Raw genomic sequence first — 16,679 nt, 5'->3', positions numbered from 1 at the left:
CCATGCATTTTCTCAATGTGTTCTTCTACGACATTTATCCGTATCTGTGCGGCACGGTATTCCTGCTGGGCAGTTGGTTGCGTTATGACTACGGCCAGTACACCTGGAAAGCAGGTTCCAGCCAGATGTTGGATCGCAAAGGCATGACACTGGCTTCAAACCTGTTCCATATTGGGATTTTGGGGATTTTCGCCGGGCACTTCCTTGGCATGCTGACGCCGCACTGGATGTATGAGTCATTCCTGCCAATCGATGTGAAGCAGAAAATGGCGATGTTTGCCGGTGGCGCGAGCGGTGTGATGACGCTGGTGGGTGGCTTCTTGTTGCTCAAGCGCCGTCTGTTTAATCCACGTATCCGTGCGACATCGAGCGTGGCGGATATTCTGATTCTTAGCCTGTTGGTCATTCAGTGCCTGCTCGGTCTGTTGAGCATTCCATTCTCAGCGCAGCATATGGATGGCAGCGAAATGATGAAATTAGTGGGCTGGGCGCAGGCGGTGGTGACATTCCACGGTGGTGCATCTGAGCACCTGGATGGCGTGGCGTTTATCTTCCGTGTGCATTTGGTGTTGGGGATGACGTTGTTCTTATTGTTCCCGTTCACCCGTCTGGTGCACGTGTGGAGTGCACCGGTTGAGTATTTGACGCGTAAGTATCAGGTTGTTCGCGCACGCCGCTAATTATCGCGTTTTTTGTTCCAGGCCCTGCGAGAGCAGGGCCTTTTCTTTTGTGCCCCAGCCGAGATTATTTCCTGCCGCAGCCAGCAAAATCAGCGCACCCCCGATAAATTGCACCACGCTCAACGTATGACCAAACATCAGGCTATCTACTGTGACCGCCACCAAAGGATAAATAAAAGAGAGTGAGCCGATGATCGGCGTTGGTAGTTTCTGAATCGCGCTATAAAGCAACTGGTACATCACTCCGGTGTGAACGATTCCGAGCGTCAGTAAAATTCCCCATGGGAAATTATCCGAGAGAGTGACGAAATGGGCCTGCGGCAACAATATAACCACACCAACCAGCACCTGGATAAAGGCAATATGTTGCGGTGGAAGAGGGCGTAATTTGCGGGTGATGATTGCCGTCAACGCGTAGAAGAAAGCGGCACCAAGCGCCATGGCAATACCTGTTATCAAGTTAGCGTTATGCGCCTTAATAAGCTCACTAGAAAGTAGAATCGCCACGCCGATAAACGCCAGCAGCAGCCAACCCCACTTTATCAGTGTCACCCGCTCACCCATTAAAATGCTTATCAGAACCAGCATGAACGGCTGGGTATTGTAGACCACGGTCGACATGCCGATGGAAATCTGGTCGTAGGCGGCGAACAGCAGTAACCAGTTGATGACCAAAACCACCCCGCCGATTACGGACAGCAATAACGTGCGACGTGTAAAGTGGCTGAAAGGCTGTTTGCTCACCAGGATAAAAAATCCAAGCGCTGCAGCGCCGATCGCACAACGCCAGAATACGACGTCAATAACGGGTAAACCTGACAACAATACAAATGCGCCAATGGAGCCTGAAATAAGCATTGCCAGGCACATTTGCCAGATACCCGTTTTAAATTCACTCATAGAAACCTCCCGAATCAGATGTCTCTATTGTGAAAAAATCGACGTGTGCTTTACAGAGTTGTTGTAAGGTAAAAAGAGATAATTTCTTTTTTTATGAAGGTAAATTAGATGGAATTCCTTATTGATGATATCGACCGGGCGATTGTGACCTGCCTGGCGCAGGATGCCAGGTTGCCGCTTAAAGTACTGAGTGCGCGAGTGGGGCTAACCTCGCCGAGTACGGCAGAGCGACTGAAGCGTTTAGAAGAGCGGGGGATTATTCAGGGCTATAGCGCACGAGTGAATCTGGCGGCGCTGGGGTATACATTGCAGGCTCTGGTCAGAGTGAAACCGCTGCCAGGAATGCTGCAGAAGGTGGAAAAATATCTGCAAGCCATGCCGCAATGCATTGAGTGTGACAAAGTGACTGGAGAAGACTGTTTTGTGGTGAGACTGGTAGTAAAAGATATTGCGCAGTTGGACACGCTGCTCGATGGGCTTGCCGAACAGGCTCAGTCTAATACGGCGATTGTGAAAAGTTCGCCAGTTACGCGGCGATTGCCTGCGATGTAAAGACGCTGGTGGGCGGTTGGCGTGGGTGTGTCGGATGACGCTGCGCTTATCCGACCTACGGATCGATTTTGAGTTTTGGTTTTGAATTTGTAGGTTGGATAAGCGCAGCGTCATCCAACAAAAAGTGTTGAATAGGGTGCGATTTGGATAATTTGGGAAGGTACTAAAGAGATGGTGGCGGGGGAAGGATTACTCGATGCTTTGCATCTCGCCCTTCGGGTCGTTGCCTGCGGCAACGCTTTCTCGCTTTGCTCGAATCGAACCTTAGTCGAAGCTTCTCATCCTTCCCCAACGGGAATATGAAAGTTTATGCGATTTGGATAATTTGGGAAGGTACTAAAGAGATGGTGGCGGGGGAAGGATTACTCGATGCTTTGCATCTCGCCCTTCGGGTCGTTGCCTGCGGCAACGCTTTCTCGCTTTGCTCGAATCGAACCTTAGTCGAAGCTTCTCATCCTTCCCCAACGGGAATATGAAAGATTGTGCGATTTGGATTTGTTTGGAGGTATTACTAGAAGATGGTGGCGGGGGAAGGATGACTCGACGCTTTGCGTCTCGCCCTTCGGGTCGTTGCCTGCGGCAACGCTTTCTCGCTTTGCTCGAATCGAACCTTAGTCGAAGCTTCTCATCCTTCCCCAACGGGAATATGAAAGTTTATGCGATTTGGATAATTTGGGAAGGTACTAAAGAGATGGTGGCGGGGGAAGGATTCGAACCTTCGAAGTCGATGACGGCAGATTTACAGTCTGCTCCCTTTGGCCGCTCGGGAACCCCGCCAGGGGTATAGGTACTACTGAATTTTGATAAGTGCTCATGTTGATGAGAGCTTATCGTCTTAACCACAGCCAGTGGTTAAGAATGGTGGCGGGGGAAGGATTCGAACCTTCGAAGTCGATGACGGCAGATTTACAGTCTGCTCCCTTTGGCCGCTCGGGAACCCCGCCAGGGGTATAACATTTTGTTGGCTTTCTTACTCGCCTCCTTCGTCTGGAAGCGGGGCGCATCATATCAAATGAAGCGCCGCTGTAAAGCATTCACTGTAAGAAAATGAATCGTTTGCCGTTTTTTTACACGTAACGTCGCAAACCTAAGCAATTACATGATTGATCTACAGAATAATCGTGCGATTACCGTATACAAACACACGCTGGGCCAGCACTTGATACAGTGCGCGGCTGAGAACATTTTTCTCAACATCACGCCCGGCACGCATCATATCTTCTGCAGTGTAGGTGTGATCGACGTGAATAACATCTTGCATGATGATTGGGCCTTCATCCAGATTGTCATTCACATAGTGCGCAGTGGCACCGATGATCTTCACTCCGCGTTCATAGGCCTGGTGATAAGGACGAGCACCAATAAAAGCAGGCAGGAATGAGTGGTGGATATTGATAATCTGGTTCGGGAAGCGTGAAACAAATTCAGGAGTTAACACGCGCATGTATTTAGCCAGTACCACATAATCAGGTTTGTGCGCTTCAATAGCGTCAGCCATCTGTTTATCGTGATCTTCACGCGTCAGCCCTTCATGGCTCACCAGTTCGAACGGAATATCAAAACGTTCGACCAGGGTACGCAAAGTCTCGTGGTTACCAATTACCGCAGCGATTTCGACATCCAGGCCGCCGTAGTTAGCTTTCATTAATAGATCGCCCAAGCAGTGCGCTTCTTTGGTGACCAGAATCACCACGCGGCGACGGCCCGCAGGAATCAGTTCGCGCAACGAACCTTCAGGCAGTGCGCTATCTAAATCGGCCAGCAGAGTGTTGTCGTTAAAAATACCTTCGAGTTCGGTACGCATAAAGAAGCGTCCGGTGCGATGGTCGACAAACTCATTGTTCTGAACAATGTTCAGTTCGTGCTTGTAACAAATATTGGTGATCTTGGCGATCAGGCCCTTTGCGTCAGGGCAGATGGTGCGTAGTACTTTTCGTTGTAATGCTTGCATTGCAGGCTAAGTCCTGTTGTACGTGTGTTTGCTAATTGATTTGTGCCATGACGAGTCATTACCCACAACACTTTTTATATTTTTTTCCAGAACCGCAAGGGCAGGGGTCATTTCGACCAAACTGCGGGCGGGTTCCATCAACATAGTACCACCGGCCGTTTTCCTTTAAGAAACGAGAACGCTCGATAATCGCACTTTCTTTGCCTTGTTCTTCAAAGCGCGCGACAAAACTAACGTAACCTTCGTTTTCATTCTCACCTGCGGCGGCTTCATAAACTGTCAGGCCCAACCAGTGAGTACTCCCAAAACTTCCCAAAAGATCTGTTGTCAGAGCAGGACTGCGTGTTTGCGGGTACCAGGTGGCAACAAGATAGTCTGCATCCTGCATCACATAAGCGCTATAACGTGAACGCATGAGTTGCGATGGGGTTGGCGCAAGCTGGTCCGCGCGTAGGTAAGGCTGGCAACATAAGCTATACTCCTGACCGCTACCACAAGGGCAAAGTTGCGACACAGCATCTCCTTGGTTACAAAAATAGTCGGCGTAAATACGCGGAGTAGTTATGTTAACTGAGCTGTGGCGAGTTCGCCACGAGGTGATATATCCATTGGCATTTGAGTTGCAATCAACACCCCCGCAGCTTGAAAAATGATGGGTATAAACCGGGGAAGAAAGACCGAGGCGAAATGAGACAGGTAAAGATCGGCCTTGCATTAGGGTCGGGAGCAGCAAAAGGATGGGCGCATATTGGTGTCATTAATGCGTTAAAGCGGGCTGGCATTCAGGTTGATATCGTTGCAGGCTGCTCGGTTGGGGCACTGGTCGGTGCCGCGTATGCAAGTAATCGCTTACCTATGATGGAACGATGGGTGCGCTCGTTCGGCTATTGGGATGTACTGCGACTAATGGATCTTTCCTGGCGTCGTGGCGGTTTGTTGCGTGGCGAAAGAGTGTTCAACAACGTCCGCAAAATCATTACCGAAGAGAAAATTGAAGATTGCGCGCTGCGTTTTGGCTCTGTTGCCACCAATTTAAGTACTGGACGTGAATTGTGGTTCACGGATGGTGATTTGCACCAGGCTGTTCGAGCCTCTTGCAGTATGCCGGGGCTATTGTCGCCGGTCGGGTATAACGGCTACTGGCTAGTGGATGGCGCAGTGGTTAACCCGGTGCCTGTTTCGCTAACGCGTGCGTTGGGTGCCGATATCGTGATTGCCGTCGACCTGCAACATGATGCGCATTTGATGCAGCAAGATTTACTCTCCGTCAATATGACGACTCCTCTGGCTGAAAATCAGGTGCAGCCTGATTCATGGCGTGGTCGTTTGCGCGAACAACTCGGCAAAATCACTACCCGTCGTGCCAATACCACGCCAACGGCCATGGAAATCATGACCACGTCAATTCAGGTGCTGGAAAACCGCTTAAAGCGTAACCGTATGGCAGGTGACCCACCGGATATTTTGCTGCAACCTTTTTGCCCCCAGATTTCAACGCTTGATTTCCACCGTGCCGCGGAAGCGATAAGCGCGGGCAGTCTTGCCGTCGAGAAAAAGATGGATGAGCTGCTGCCATTGGTTCGTACCCATGATTGAGTATGGTGAAAACTCGCATCTTCAGGCAATTCTGACAGGCGGTGATTGTCATACCATGCCACTATTGATCTATCGCCAGTCAGGGGAGCGAAAATGACACAGCCACTCGTTGGAAAACTGATTCTGATTGTTGAGGATGAGCCCGTTTTCCGCTCTTTACTGGAAAATTATCTCTCTTCCTTAGGTGCGGTCATTGTTGTTGCCGTTGACGGTATAGATGCTCTGGAAAAGATGACCAGTTTTGCGCCCGATCTGCTGATTTGCGATCTGGCTATGCCGCGCATGAATGGGTTGAAGCTGGTAGAGCACTTGCGCAATGAAGGCGTGCAGACCCCAATACTGGTGATCTCCGCCACCGAAAACATGTCTGATATCGCTAAAGCGTTGCGCTTTGGGGTACAGGATGTCCTACTCAAGCCAATTAAAGACCTCAATCGTCTGCGTGAAACCGTTTTCGCCTGCCTCTATCCCAACATGTTTAATTCGCGTGTTGAGGAAGAAGAAAGGCTATTTCAGGACTGGGATGCGTTAGTCAGCGACCCGCAGGCTGCATCAACGCTACTGCAAGAACTTCAACCTCCTGTACAACAGGTGATTTCGCATTGCCGGGTGAATTACCGCCAGTTAATTACTCATAATCAACCAGGACTTGTTCTGGATATTGCTGCGTTGTCAGAGAACGACCTGGCTTTTTATTGCCTTGATGTGACAAGAGCAGGGGATAATGGGGTGCTGGCGGCACTGTTATTACGAGCACTATTTAACGGGCTATTGCAGGAACAACTTTCTAAACAAAACCAACGTTTACCTGAGCTCGGTAATTTACTCAAACAAGTGAATCAATTATTACGCCAGGCCAATCTCACGGGGCAGTTTCCCCTGATGGTCGGCTATTATCATAGTGAGTTAAAAAACCTGATTCTGGTATCTGCGGGGCTAAATGCCACCTTAAATACCGGTGAGCATCAAATTCAGGTCAGCAATGGTGTGCCATTAGGGACGCTGGGCAATACTTATCTCAACCAAATCAGCCAGCGTTGTGAGTCCTGGCAGTGTCAGGTATGGGGGACGGGCGGGAGATTACGCCTGATGTTGTCTGCGGAGTGAGCATTTGAATGGTTGAAATCATTTAGGTTTTCTCCCCTATCATTGCTGGTGGTAATATCGTATTCAACTCATTCGTATTTATCTTAAATTGCCAACGCAACGGGTAAACAGCCGTAGATCTCACTTTTAAGCTGATATACTCGAGACGTTTTTTTAATTGACTTGCAAGTGAAAACTTGAACAGTCCAGGAGATTTTTCAATGGCTGCCATTAATTCTAAAGTAAGAAAAGCAGTAATCCCTGTCGCGGGATTAGGTACGCGTATGTTACCGGCGACCAAAGCAATTCCAAAAGAGATGTTGCCTCTGGTTGATAAACCATTAATTCAGTATGTGGTAAATGAATGTATCGCTGCAGGCATCACTGAAATTGTGTTGGTGACGCACTCTTCGAAAAACTCCATCGAAAACCACTTCGATACCAGCTTTGAACTTGAAGCCATGCTGGAAAAACGTGTTAAGCGCCAGTTGCTGGATGAAGTCCAGGCTATTTGCCCTCCGCATGTCACTATTATGCAGGTTCGTCAGGGCCTGGCGAAAGGTTTGGGTCACGCTGTTTTGTGCGCGCACCCGGTGGTGGGTGATGAGCCAGTAGCCGTTATTCTGCCAGATGTAATTCTTGATGAGTTCGAATCCGATCTTTCCCAGGATAACCTGGCAGAAATGATCAAACGTTTTGACGCTACGGGCAACAGCCAAATCATGGTTGAGCCGGTAGAAGATGTTACCGCTTACGGTGTTGTTGACTGCAAAGGCGTTGAGTTAAACGAAGGCGATAGCGTGCCAATGGTCGGTATCGTTGAGAAACCTAAAGCCAACGTTGCACCGTCTAATCTTGCAGTTGTAGGCCGTTATGTGCTGACTGCTGATATTTGGCCGCTGCTGTCCAAAACACCTCCAGGTGCAGGTGATGAAATTCAGCTGACTGACTCCATTGCTATGTTGATGGAAAAACAGACTGTTGAAGCTTATCACATGAGAGGCGTGAGCCATGACTGTGGTAACAAACTCGGTTATATGCAGGCGTTTGTGGAGTACGGTATCCGTCACAGCACTTTGGGCGCAGATTTCAAAGCCTGGCTAGAAGAGACAGTTGGCGCGAAAAAGTAATTCATTTCAACGCAGGATAGAAAGATGAAAGTTACTGTATTTGGTATCGGCTATGTTGGACTTGTTCAGGCAGCAGTGCTTGCGGAAGTTGGTCACGATGTAATGTGCATAGATGTCGATGCGAAGAAAGTCGAAAATCTGAAAAACGGCGTGATCCCAATTTTTGAACCCGGCTTAACGCCGCTGGTGAAGAAAAACTATGAAGAAGGCCGTTTACAGTTCAGCACCGATGCTGAATTGGGCGTCCATCATGGTGAAATGCAATTTATTGCCGTTGGTACGCCACCGGATGAAGACGGTTCTGCTGACCTGAAATATGTCACCGCTGTGGCGCGTACTATCGCGCAGCACATGACATCCCACAAAGTTGTGCTCGATAAATCTACCGTTCCTGTCGGAACCGCAGACAAAGTGCGCAACGTAATGGAAGAGACGCTGAAAGCCCGTGGCGTAGACATTCCATTTGATGTGGTTTCTAACCCGGAATTCCTGAAAGAAGGTGCGGCAGTTTCTGACTGTATGCGCCCTGAGCGTATCGTTATTGGTACTGATAACGATGATGTGGTGGATTTGCTGCGTGAACTGTACGAACCGTTCAACCGTAACCACGATCGCATGATCCTGATGGATATCCGTAGTGCCGAGCTGACCAAGTACGCCGCTAACTGCATGCTGGCGACTAAAATTAGCTTTATGAACGAAATCTCTAACCTGGCAGAACGCCTGGGCGCAGATATCGAAAAAGTGCGTATGGGTATTGGTTCAGACTCTCGTATCGGCTACAGCTTTATTTACCCTGGCTGTGGTTATGGTGGCTCCTGCTTCCCTAAAGATGTGCAGGCTCTGATTCGTACCGCTCAGCAGATTGGCTACACGCCACGTATTCTGCAAGCGGTAGAAGAGGTTAACCACGACCAGAAGTTAAAACTCCCTGAGTTTATTACTCGTCATTTCGGTGAAGATCTGAAAGGTAAAACCTTCGCGCTGTGGGGACTTTCCTTCAAACCGAATACCGACGATATGCGTGAAGCCTCTAGCCGCGTCCTGATGGAAGCGCTGTGGGAACGCGGTGCTCAGGTGCAGGCGTATGACCCGGAAGCAATGGACGAAGCTCAGCGCATTTACGGACATCGCCCAGATCTGAAATTGATGGGAACTAAAGAAGCTGCATTACAAGATGCAGATGCTCTGGTTATTTGTACTGAGTGGCAAAGTTTCCGTGCACCTGATTTTGATGCAATCAAGAAATCCCTAAAGCAACCAGTTATCTTTGACGGTCGTAACCTGTATGATCCTGAGAGACTTAACAAACGCGGCTTTGTTTATTATGCAATCGGCCGCGGAGCGTCCATCAATATTGCGTAATATATCCTAAATAATTCAAGCTGCATCGTGGCGGCAAGTGAACACATCCCGATGAACTTACATCAGTAAGTGATTCGGGTAAGTTCACAAAACCAACAAAGATGCAGTTTGAAGTATGACGGGTATAAATGAGGATTATATGAAATTTTTGGTTACCGGCAGTGCAGGCTTTATTGGATTTCATGTCAGTGAACGTCTGCTGGCAGCCGGTCACCAGGTTATCGGTATCGATAACCTGAATGACTATTACGATGTCAATCTTAAGCAAGCTCGCCTTGATCTTCTCGCACCACACTCTTCATTCCGTTTCGATAAAATTGACCTTGCCGATCGTAATGCCATGGCAGAATTATTTGCCAAAGAGAAATTTGATCGTGTGATTCATCTTGCTGCACAAGCAGGTGTACGTTATTCCATCGATAACCCTCACGCCTATGCCGATTCAAACCTTGTTGGGCATTTAAATGTTCTTGAAGGTTGTCGCCATAATAAAGTGGGGCATCTGTTATATGCTTCGTCAAGTTCAGTATATGGGCTAAATCGCAAACTTCCGTTCTCAACTGATGACACTGTTGATCATCCAATATCATTATATGCGGCAACCAAAAAAGCTAACGAGTTGATGTCGCATACGTACTCGCACTTATATGGGTTACCGACGACCGGCTTGCGTTTTTTCACCGTTTATGGTCCATGGGGCCGCCCGGATATGGCGTTATTTAAATTTACCCGTGCGATTGTCGAAGGAAAGAGTATCGACGTTTATAATCATGGGCAAATGCGTCGTGACTTCACTTATATTGATGATATTGCAGAGGCGATTGTTCGTTTGCAGGATGTCATTCCACAAGCCGATGCCATGTGGACAGTAGAGGAAGGAACTCCGGCGACAAGCTCAGCGCCTTATCGAGTTTATAATATTGGGAACAGTAATCCAGTTACGTTGATGGATTATATTACTGCGCTTGAAACCTCGTTAGGTAAGGTTGCCCAGAAGAATATGATGCCTATGCAGCCAGGAGACGTTCTGGAGACCAGTGCGGACACGAAGGCGTTGTATGATGTCATTGGCTTTAAACCACAGACATCGGTTCAGGATGGCGTACAGCGCTTTGTAGACTGGTATAAGGCATTCTATAAAGTCAGCTGATGCTGAGATTGCTGAGAAGTTAAAAGAAAAAGGAAGCCTGGCTTCCTTTTTTTATGAGCGCTATTTGTAGCAACAAAGATTTTGCTAATGATGTACCCAAAATAAAAATCCCGCCGAAGCGGGATTTAATAAGCAGCACTAAAAGCGAAAATTAGGCGATCAGGAAGTCTTCCAGTTTCTTGCCTTGCTCTTCCATTGCTTTTTTGATTACAGCTGGAGTACGGCCCTGGCCAGTCCAGGTTTTGCTTTCGCCGTTTTCGTCGATGTACTGATATTTAGCTGGACGTGCAGCGCGTTTTGCTTTGCCTGCAGTTTTAACAGCAGCCATGCTATTCAGTAATTCATTAGGATCAATGCCGTCAGCAATTAGCATTTCACGGTATTGTTGCAGTTTACGAGTACGCTCTTCAATTTCTGCAGCAGCAGCGTTATCTTCTTCACGGCGTTCGTTAACAACAACTTCTAATTTTTCCAGCATTTCTTCCAGCGTTTCCAGGGTACATTCTCTGGCTTGTGCACGAAGAGTACGGATGTTGTTCAGAATTTTAAGTGCTTCGCTCATTTTAGTAATCTCAAACTTATATTGATGGTTGGCTTGTTGGGCTAATAATAGAGGCTTAAATTAAGTTCTGCAATAGGAAGTAATGTAAGGAATTCAAAATTCCATAATATTTTGTCGATTTATAAAAGGGTATTAACTTAAATTTTGGCTTGCATCTAAGGTAAACAAAACGTGGGGAACTCACTTTTTCTACAACAACCCTGATAGTTTCAGGGTTGCCGAAGGAGTAAATTGAGACATAAACGCATTAATGGTGAAATATCAACCTTTGGTATTATTGCCTGTAATGGTGGATATTTTTAATAGATAATTATTATTAGCGATTCAATAGGTTTCTTGGAATTGCAGCAAAAACACTGAAAACTCCGTAAGTTAAGCGCAACGTGATGAACATCAACCCTCTGCCGATTTCAGGCATTCCACGCTATGGTTTATATATCTCTCGAACACTCTATGAATTCTTCCAGGAGTCATAAGGTAAAAGCAACTCCCTAACGGCTTATGATATAATCCTGTGTTAATAATATTTACATTTTAACTCAGGCTAGCTGACCAATGGCACAACTCTACTTTTACTATTCCGCAATGAACGCGGGTAAATCTACGGCATTACTGCAATCGTCATACAACTATCAAGAGCGCGGAATGCGCACATTGGTGTATACCGCAGAAATTGACAATCGGTTTGGTTCTGGAAAGGTGAGTTCGCGTATTGGATTATCGTCTCCTGCAAAGCTCTACAATGGCTCAACCCAATTATTCAATGAAATACGTGAAGAGCATCAGCGGGACGCTGTGCATTGCGTTCTGGTAGATGAATGCCAATTCCTCACACGCGATCAAGTTTTGGCGTTATCAGACGTCGTAGATGAATTAGATATTCCCGTATTATGTTATGGCCTACGCACTGATTTTCAGGGCGAGTTATTTGGCGGAAGCCAATATTTATTAGCGTGGTCAGACAAACTGGTGGAATTAAAAACTATCTGTTTTTGTGGACGTAAAGCCAGCATGGTTTTGCGCCTCGACCAGGAAGGTCGCCCGTATAACCAGGGAGAGCAGGTTGTGATTGGTGGGAACGAGCGCTATGTATCTGTTTGCCGTAAACACTATAAAGAAGCACTGCAGACAGGCTCTCTGGAAGGCATTCAGAGCGAATAAAATTAAACGGGAAGGCAAGGGGTTGCCTTTCTCAATCATCGTCGTGAGAGGCTTTGTGCGACGTTTTTAGAAAACAGAAACAAAAAAACCCGCCGAAGCGGGTTTTTTATTAGGCTTTACAATTAAGCGGTTTTCTTCGCTTTCTTGTCAGCTTTAACGGCTGGAGCTGCAGTTGCTTTAGCAGATGGTGCTTCGTTGCCTTCTTCGGAGAATTCACGACCGTAGAAGGTATCCATCAGAATTTGTTTCAGTTCAGAGATCAGCGGGTAACGTGGGTTAGCACCGGTACACTGGTCATCGAACGCATCTTCAGACAGTTTATCAACGTGAGCCAGGAAGTCAGCTTCCTGAACGCCAGCTTCGCGGATGGACTTAGGAATACCCAGTTCAGCCTTGATGCTGTCAAGCCATGCCAGCAGTTTCTCAATCTTAGCAGCAGTACGGTCGCCCGGTGCGCTCAGACCCAGATGGTCAGCGATTTCAGCATAACGACGACGCGCTTGTGGGCGGTCATACTGGCTGAATGCAGTCTGCTTAGTTGGGTTGTCGTTCGCGTTATAACGGATAACGTTAGAGATCAACAGGGCGTTCGCCAGACCGTGAGGAATGTGGAACTGAGAACCCAGTTTGTGAGCCATTGAGTGACACACACCCAAGAAGGCATTCGCAAACGCGATACCCGCGATGGTCGCGGCGTTGTGTACACGCTCACGAGCAACTGGGTTTTTAGAGCCTTCGTTGTAAGATGCCGGCAGGTTTTCTTTCAGCAGTTTCAGTGCTTGCAGAGCCTGACCGTCAGAGAACTCGCTCGCCAGAACAGAAACATAAGCTTCCAGTGCGTGAGTTACGGCATCAAGACCACCGAATGCACACAGGGACTTAGGCATGTCCATGACCAGGTTGGCATCAACAATCGCCATATCTGGAGTCAGAGCGTAGTCAGCCAGTGGGTATTTCTGGCCAGTTGCATCATCAGTTACAACTGCAAACGGGGTCACTTCTGAACCAGTGCCGGAAGTGGTGGTAACCGCGATCATTTTCGCTTTTACGCCCATTTTCGGGAACTTGTAGATACGCTTACGGATGTCCATGAAGCGCAGAGCCAGTTCTTCGAAGTGAGTTTCTGGGTGCTCGTACATGACCCACATGATTTTCGCAGCATCCATCGGTGAACCACCACCCAGCGCGATAATCACGTCTGGTTTGAAGGAGTTCGCCAGTTCTGCACCTTTACGTACTACGGACAGAGTCGGATCAGCTTCTACTTCGAAGAATACTTCAGTTTCAACGCCAGCTGCTTTCAGAACAGAAGTGATCTGGTCTGCATAGCCGTTGTTGAACAGGAAACGGTCGGTAACGATCATCGCACGTTTGTGACCATCAGTAATCACTTCGTCCAGCGCGATTGGCAGAGAGCCACGGCGGAAGTAGATAGATTTCGGAAGTTTATGCCACAACATGTTCTCAGCTCGCTTAGCAACGGTTTTCTTGTTGATCAGGTGCTTAGGACCCACGTTCTCAGAGATGGAGTTACCACCCCATGAGCCACAACCCAGAGTCAGGGAAGGCGCGAGTTTGAAGTTGTACAGGTCACCGATACCACCCTGAGAAGCAGGGGTGTTGATCAGGATACGTGCAGTTTTCATTTTGTCGCCGAAGTGCTTAACGCGCTCTGGCTGGTTGTCCTGGTCTGTGTACAGGCAAGAGGTATGACCGATACCGCCCATCTCAACCAGTTTCTCAGCTTTAACAACAGCGTCTTCGAAGCTCTTAGCACGGTACATAGCCAGGGTTGGAGACAGTTTTTCGTGAGCAAATGGCTCTGACTCGTCAACAACGCTAACTTCACCAATCAGGATCTTGGTGTCAGCCGGTACTGTGAAGCCTGCAAGTTCAGCAATTTTAGTTGCTGGCTGACCAACGATAGCTGCGTTCAGTGCACCATTTTTCAGGATGATGTCCTGAACCGCTTTCAGCTCTTGACCCTGCAGCATGTAGCCGCCGTGGGATGCAAAACGCTCGCGCACTGCATCATATGCAGAATCAACAACGATAACTGACTGCTCGGAAGCACAGATTACGCCGTTATCGAAGGTTTTAGACATCAGGATAGAAGCAACAACACGTTTGATGTCGGCAGTTTCGTCAACAACAACTGGGGTGTTACCTGCGCCTACGCCGATTGCGGGTTTACCGGAGCTGTATGCTGCTTTAACCATGCCTGGACCACCGGTTGCCAGAATCATGTTGATATCTGGGTGGTGCATCAGAGCGTTAGACAGTTCGACAGATGGCTGGTCAATCCAACCGATCAGATCTTTTGGCGCACCCGCAGCGATCGCAGCTTGCAGAACGATGTCTGCGGCTTTGTTGGTCGCGTCTTTTGCACGTGGGTGTGGAGAGAAGATAATCGCGTTACGCGTCTTCAGGCTGATCAGAGACTTAAAGATAGCCGTTGAAGTCGGGTTAGTCGTTGGTACGATACCGCAAATGATACCGATCGGCTCAGCGATAGTGATAGTACCGAAGGTCTGGTCTTCAGACAGAACACCGCAGGTCTTTTCATCTTTATAGGCGTTGTAGATATACTCTGAAGCAAAGTGGTTTTTGATCACTTTATCTTCAACGATACCCATGCCAGATTCGGCAACAGCCAGTTTCGCGAGAGGGATTCGAGCATCTGCGGCAGCCAGAGCGGCGGCGCGGAAGATTTTATCAACTTGCTCTTGAGTAAAGTTGGCATATTCACGCTGGGCTTTCTTGACGCGCTCTACAAGTGCGTTAAGTTCAGCGACATTAGTTACAGCCATAATGCTCTCCTGATAATGTTTAAACTCTTTTAGTAAATGAGCTGCTCGAGACGAAAGTATAGTCAGCGGGCAACAGCTTGCGTAAAAGACGAGCCACGACTATCCAAAAACTTCCCAAAACATCTTGCTGACTTACTAAAAGAGCCTACCTAAAAAAACCTATTCATCCTCTGAATCATTTGCTCTTCAGATGCATCAAGAGTACTCACTTCTGAGTAGGTTTTTTGTGATGTAAATCACAATATTTTAAGGCTGACTCCATTCAGCAGGGAGGATTCAGGTAACTGATAAGTCTTTAAAATTTTAGTCACAGCAAAGATAAAACAAATTACCATATTTTCAACAAGTGGGTAACATTATCGTTTAATATCGCATTTGCTAATAAAAGTAGTTATCTATGCTGCGAAAGTGCGTGGCGCCAGCACCTGTTTTCCATTACATTACGCCGGCCTTTGCTACGTTCATTCGCGGAGTTTTGAGTGGCCCAACCCTTGTTCGATTTGCCTACCTATTTTAAGTTCTTTATTGGCTTGTTCGCGCTGGTAAACCCAGTGGGGATCATTCCTGTATTCATTAGTATGACCAGCTACCAAACGGCGTTGGCCAGGAATAAAACAAACCTTACCGCCAACCTGTCGGTAGCGATTATTTTATGGACATCGTTGTTCCTCGGTGACGGTATTCTGCAATTATTTGGTATATCAATTGATTCTTTCCGCATTGCCGGCGGTATTCTGGTGGTCACCATTGCGATGTCGATGATCAGCGGTAAGCTTGGGGAAGATAAACAGAACAAACAAGAAAAATCAGAAAGCGCCATTCGTGAAAGTGTGGGTGTTGTGCCATTAGCATTGCCTTTAATGGCCGGTCCTGGTGCAATAAGTTCGACCATCGTATGGGGCACGCGTTACCATAGCTGGAATTATCTGGTCGGTTTTACAATCGCTATTGCGCTCTTTGCATTTTGTTGTTGGTTGGTGTTCCGCCTTGCGCCATGGCTAGTACGCCTGCTGGGTCAAACCGGCATCAACGTCATTACCCGTATAATGGGTCTGTTACTGATGGCTCTGGGTATAGAGTTTATTGTGACTGGCCTGAAAACGATCTTCCCGGGACTGTTAAGTTAGTTCTGCTGAAAGGTTCGTATGAAAAAGCAGAATAATTATTCTGCTTTTTTTGTTAATTTCACACCAATACCAATAAAGCATAAGCATTTTTTCAGTTTTCATAAGAAAATTATCCATAAGAAAATGCTTTGGAAACCGCGTATTAACTACCTTCACTTTTCCCCGCTGTACATAAAACTGACAATCAGTTCGTTATTTAACTCACACTACACAATGATGCTTGCTGCCGCTTTATTGAGATGATATTAGTTAATCATGCTATCCAGCAGATGAATGTGCTAAAAAATAACCAATTGTTAATTTTTCGTGAATTAGGGGTGGGTGCCGTCAGTCTGCGCGAAACTCATCTTTTTGATCACCGGTATACCTTTTATTTTTAAAGAGTTAACCGAGTGTTTTACACGGAAAAAGCATCGTTACGAACCAGTCTCCGAATAGATAAAAGAGAAATGGTTAACAAATTTGCAAATTGTATTGGCGAGCGTCAGAGGCTTTTGATACTTTCCGGGCAACACAATTATCTGAGAAATGTTTCATTTACAGATGACTCATAAAAATCAACCTGAGTACAGGGTAGGTTGATTAAGAATCGACGGAGCAGGGTGCCAA

The 16,679-nt window shown here is 47.3% G+C and carries 14 protein-coding genes, 2 tRNA genes and 3 other RNA genes; 9 read left to right on the top strand and 10 right to left on the bottom strand.

Features of this window, described 5'->3' with window-relative positions; all coding sequences use genetic code 11:
- The first annotated feature begins 2 nt into the window (after nucleotides 1-2).
- Nucleotides 3-680 (top strand): respiratory nitrate reductase subunit gamma, encoded by a 678-nt coding sequence (narI, locus tag AC0IXI_RS13585; protein ID WP_413498411.1) that lies wholly within the window; start codon nucleotides 3-5, stop codon nucleotides 678-680.
- Here narI and AC0IXI_RS13580 read toward each other — a convergent pair whose 3' ends face one another.
- Nucleotides 681-1,580 (bottom strand): DMT family transporter, encoded by a 900-nt coding sequence (locus tag AC0IXI_RS13580; RefSeq protein WP_471682595.1) that lies wholly within the window; start codon nucleotides 1,578-1,580, stop codon nucleotides 681-683.
- A gap of 108 nt (nucleotides 1,581-1,688) precedes the next feature.
- Here AC0IXI_RS13580 and AC0IXI_RS13575 point away from each other — a divergent pair, with 108 nt between their 5' ends.
- Nucleotides 1,689-2,132, top strand: a complete 444-nt coding sequence (locus AC0IXI_RS13575) for an Lrp/AsnC family transcriptional regulator (protein WP_471682594.1) — start codon at nucleotides 1,689-1,691, stop codon at nucleotides 2,130-2,132.
- A gap of 172 nt (nucleotides 2,133-2,304) precedes the next feature.
- On the opposite strand, the gene AC0IXI_RS13570 is transcribed toward AC0IXI_RS13575, so the two are convergent.
- From AC0IXI_RS13570 to AC0IXI_RS13540, 7 genes are all read right to left on the bottom strand, one after another.
- Nucleotides 2,305-2,435, bottom strand: a non-coding RNA gene (locus AC0IXI_RS13570) — RtT sRNA.
- A gap of 42 nt (nucleotides 2,436-2,477) precedes the next feature.
- Nucleotides 2,478-2,608, bottom strand: a non-coding RNA gene (locus tag AC0IXI_RS13565) — RtT sRNA.
- A 43-nt stretch (nucleotides 2,609-2,651) separates the two neighbouring features.
- Nucleotides 2,652-2,782, bottom strand: a non-coding RNA gene (locus AC0IXI_RS13560) — RtT sRNA.
- A gap of 42 nt (nucleotides 2,783-2,824) precedes the next feature.
- Nucleotides 2,825-2,909: transfer RNA gene (locus AC0IXI_RS13555), tRNA-Tyr, on the bottom strand.
- A gap of 82 nt (nucleotides 2,910-2,991) precedes the next feature.
- Nucleotides 2,992-3,076, bottom strand: a tRNA-Tyr gene (locus AC0IXI_RS13550).
- Nucleotides 3,077-3,240: 164 nt separating this feature from the next.
- Entirely contained in the window at nucleotides 3,241-4,083 is an 843-nt protein-coding gene (gene purU, locus AC0IXI_RS13545; protein WP_134182965.1) for a formyltetrahydrofolate deformylase, read from the bottom strand.
- Nucleotides 4,084-4,141: 58 nt separating this feature from the next.
- Nucleotides 4,142-4,597 carry a YchJ family protein gene (locus AC0IXI_RS13540; protein WP_471682593.1) on the bottom strand — a complete coding sequence of 152 codons (456 nt, stop codon included), beginning with the start codon at nucleotides 4,595-4,597 and terminating at the stop codon, nucleotides 4,142-4,144.
- Between the two features lie 173 nt (nucleotides 4,598-4,770).
- Between AC0IXI_RS13540 and rssA the strand changes: the two genes are divergently transcribed.
- The 5 genes from rssA (at nucleotide 4,771) to AC0IXI_RS13515 (ending at nucleotide 10,410) form a co-directional block, all read left to right on the top strand.
- On the top strand, nucleotides 4,771-5,679 hold the full coding sequence (gene rssA / locus AC0IXI_RS13535; protein WP_034455850.1) for a patatin-like phospholipase RssA: 909 nt from the start codon (nucleotides 4,771-4,773) through the stop codon (nucleotides 5,677-5,679).
- A gap of 93 nt (nucleotides 5,680-5,772) precedes the next feature.
- Nucleotides 5,773-6,786 (top strand): two-component system response regulator RssB, encoded by a 1,014-nt coding sequence (gene rssB, locus AC0IXI_RS13530; RefSeq protein WP_064518485.1) that lies wholly within the window; start codon nucleotides 5,773-5,775, stop codon nucleotides 6,784-6,786.
- A 200-nt stretch (nucleotides 6,787-6,986) separates the two neighbouring features.
- Complete coding sequence (galU, locus tag AC0IXI_RS13525; protein WP_064518488.1) at nucleotides 6,987-7,895, top strand: UTP--glucose-1-phosphate uridylyltransferase GalU; 909 nt, start codon at nucleotides 6,987-6,989, stop codon at nucleotides 7,893-7,895.
- 24 nt (nucleotides 7,896-7,919) lie between these two features.
- On the top strand, nucleotides 7,920-9,260 hold the full coding sequence (locus AC0IXI_RS13520; protein WP_064518490.1) for a UDP-glucose dehydrogenase family protein: 1,341 nt from the start codon (nucleotides 7,920-7,922) through the stop codon (nucleotides 9,258-9,260).
- A 139-nt stretch (nucleotides 9,261-9,399) separates the two neighbouring features.
- The gene (locus AC0IXI_RS13515; protein ID WP_064518492.1) at nucleotides 9,400-10,410 is read left to right on the top strand and encodes an NAD-dependent epimerase; all 1,011 of its coding nucleotides are present in this window, start codon (nucleotides 9,400-9,402) and stop codon (nucleotides 10,408-10,410) included.
- A 151-nt stretch (nucleotides 10,411-10,561) separates the two neighbouring features.
- On the opposite strand, the gene hns is transcribed toward AC0IXI_RS13515, so the two are convergent.
- The gene (hns, locus tag AC0IXI_RS13510) at nucleotides 10,562-10,972 is read right to left on the bottom strand and encodes a histone-like nucleoid-structuring protein H-NS (RefSeq protein WP_034455843.1); all 411 of its coding nucleotides are present in this window, start codon (nucleotides 10,970-10,972) and stop codon (nucleotides 10,562-10,564) included.
- Between the two features lie 555 nt (nucleotides 10,973-11,527).
- On the opposite strand from hns, the gene tdk reads away from it, so the two are divergent.
- Nucleotides 11,528-12,133, top strand: a complete 606-nt coding sequence (tdk, locus tag AC0IXI_RS13505) for a thymidine kinase (RefSeq protein ID WP_034455842.1) — start codon at nucleotides 11,528-11,530, stop codon at nucleotides 12,131-12,133.
- 122 nt (nucleotides 12,134-12,255) lie between these two features.
- On the opposite strand, the gene adhE is transcribed toward tdk, so the two are convergent.
- Nucleotides 12,256-14,943 carry a bifunctional acetaldehyde-CoA/alcohol dehydrogenase gene (adhE, locus tag AC0IXI_RS13500; RefSeq protein WP_471682592.1) on the bottom strand — a complete coding sequence of 896 codons (2,688 nt, stop codon included), beginning with the start codon at nucleotides 14,941-14,943 and terminating at the stop codon, nucleotides 12,256-12,258.
- 479 nt (nucleotides 14,944-15,422) lie between these two features.
- On the opposite strand from adhE, the gene AC0IXI_RS13495 reads away from it, so the two are divergent.
- Nucleotides 15,423-16,070: a YchE family NAAT transporter gene (locus AC0IXI_RS13495; RefSeq protein WP_064518498.1), complete on the top strand. Its 648-nt coding sequence runs from the start codon at nucleotides 15,423-15,425 to the stop codon at nucleotides 16,068-16,070.
- The last annotated feature ends 609 nt before the right edge of the window (nucleotides 16,071-16,679 follow it).

The organism is Buttiauxella sp. AC038, from assembly GCF_979253565.1.
Note: the sequence above shows the minus strand (reverse complement) of the source record. Positions and strands in the feature narration are given on the sequence as shown.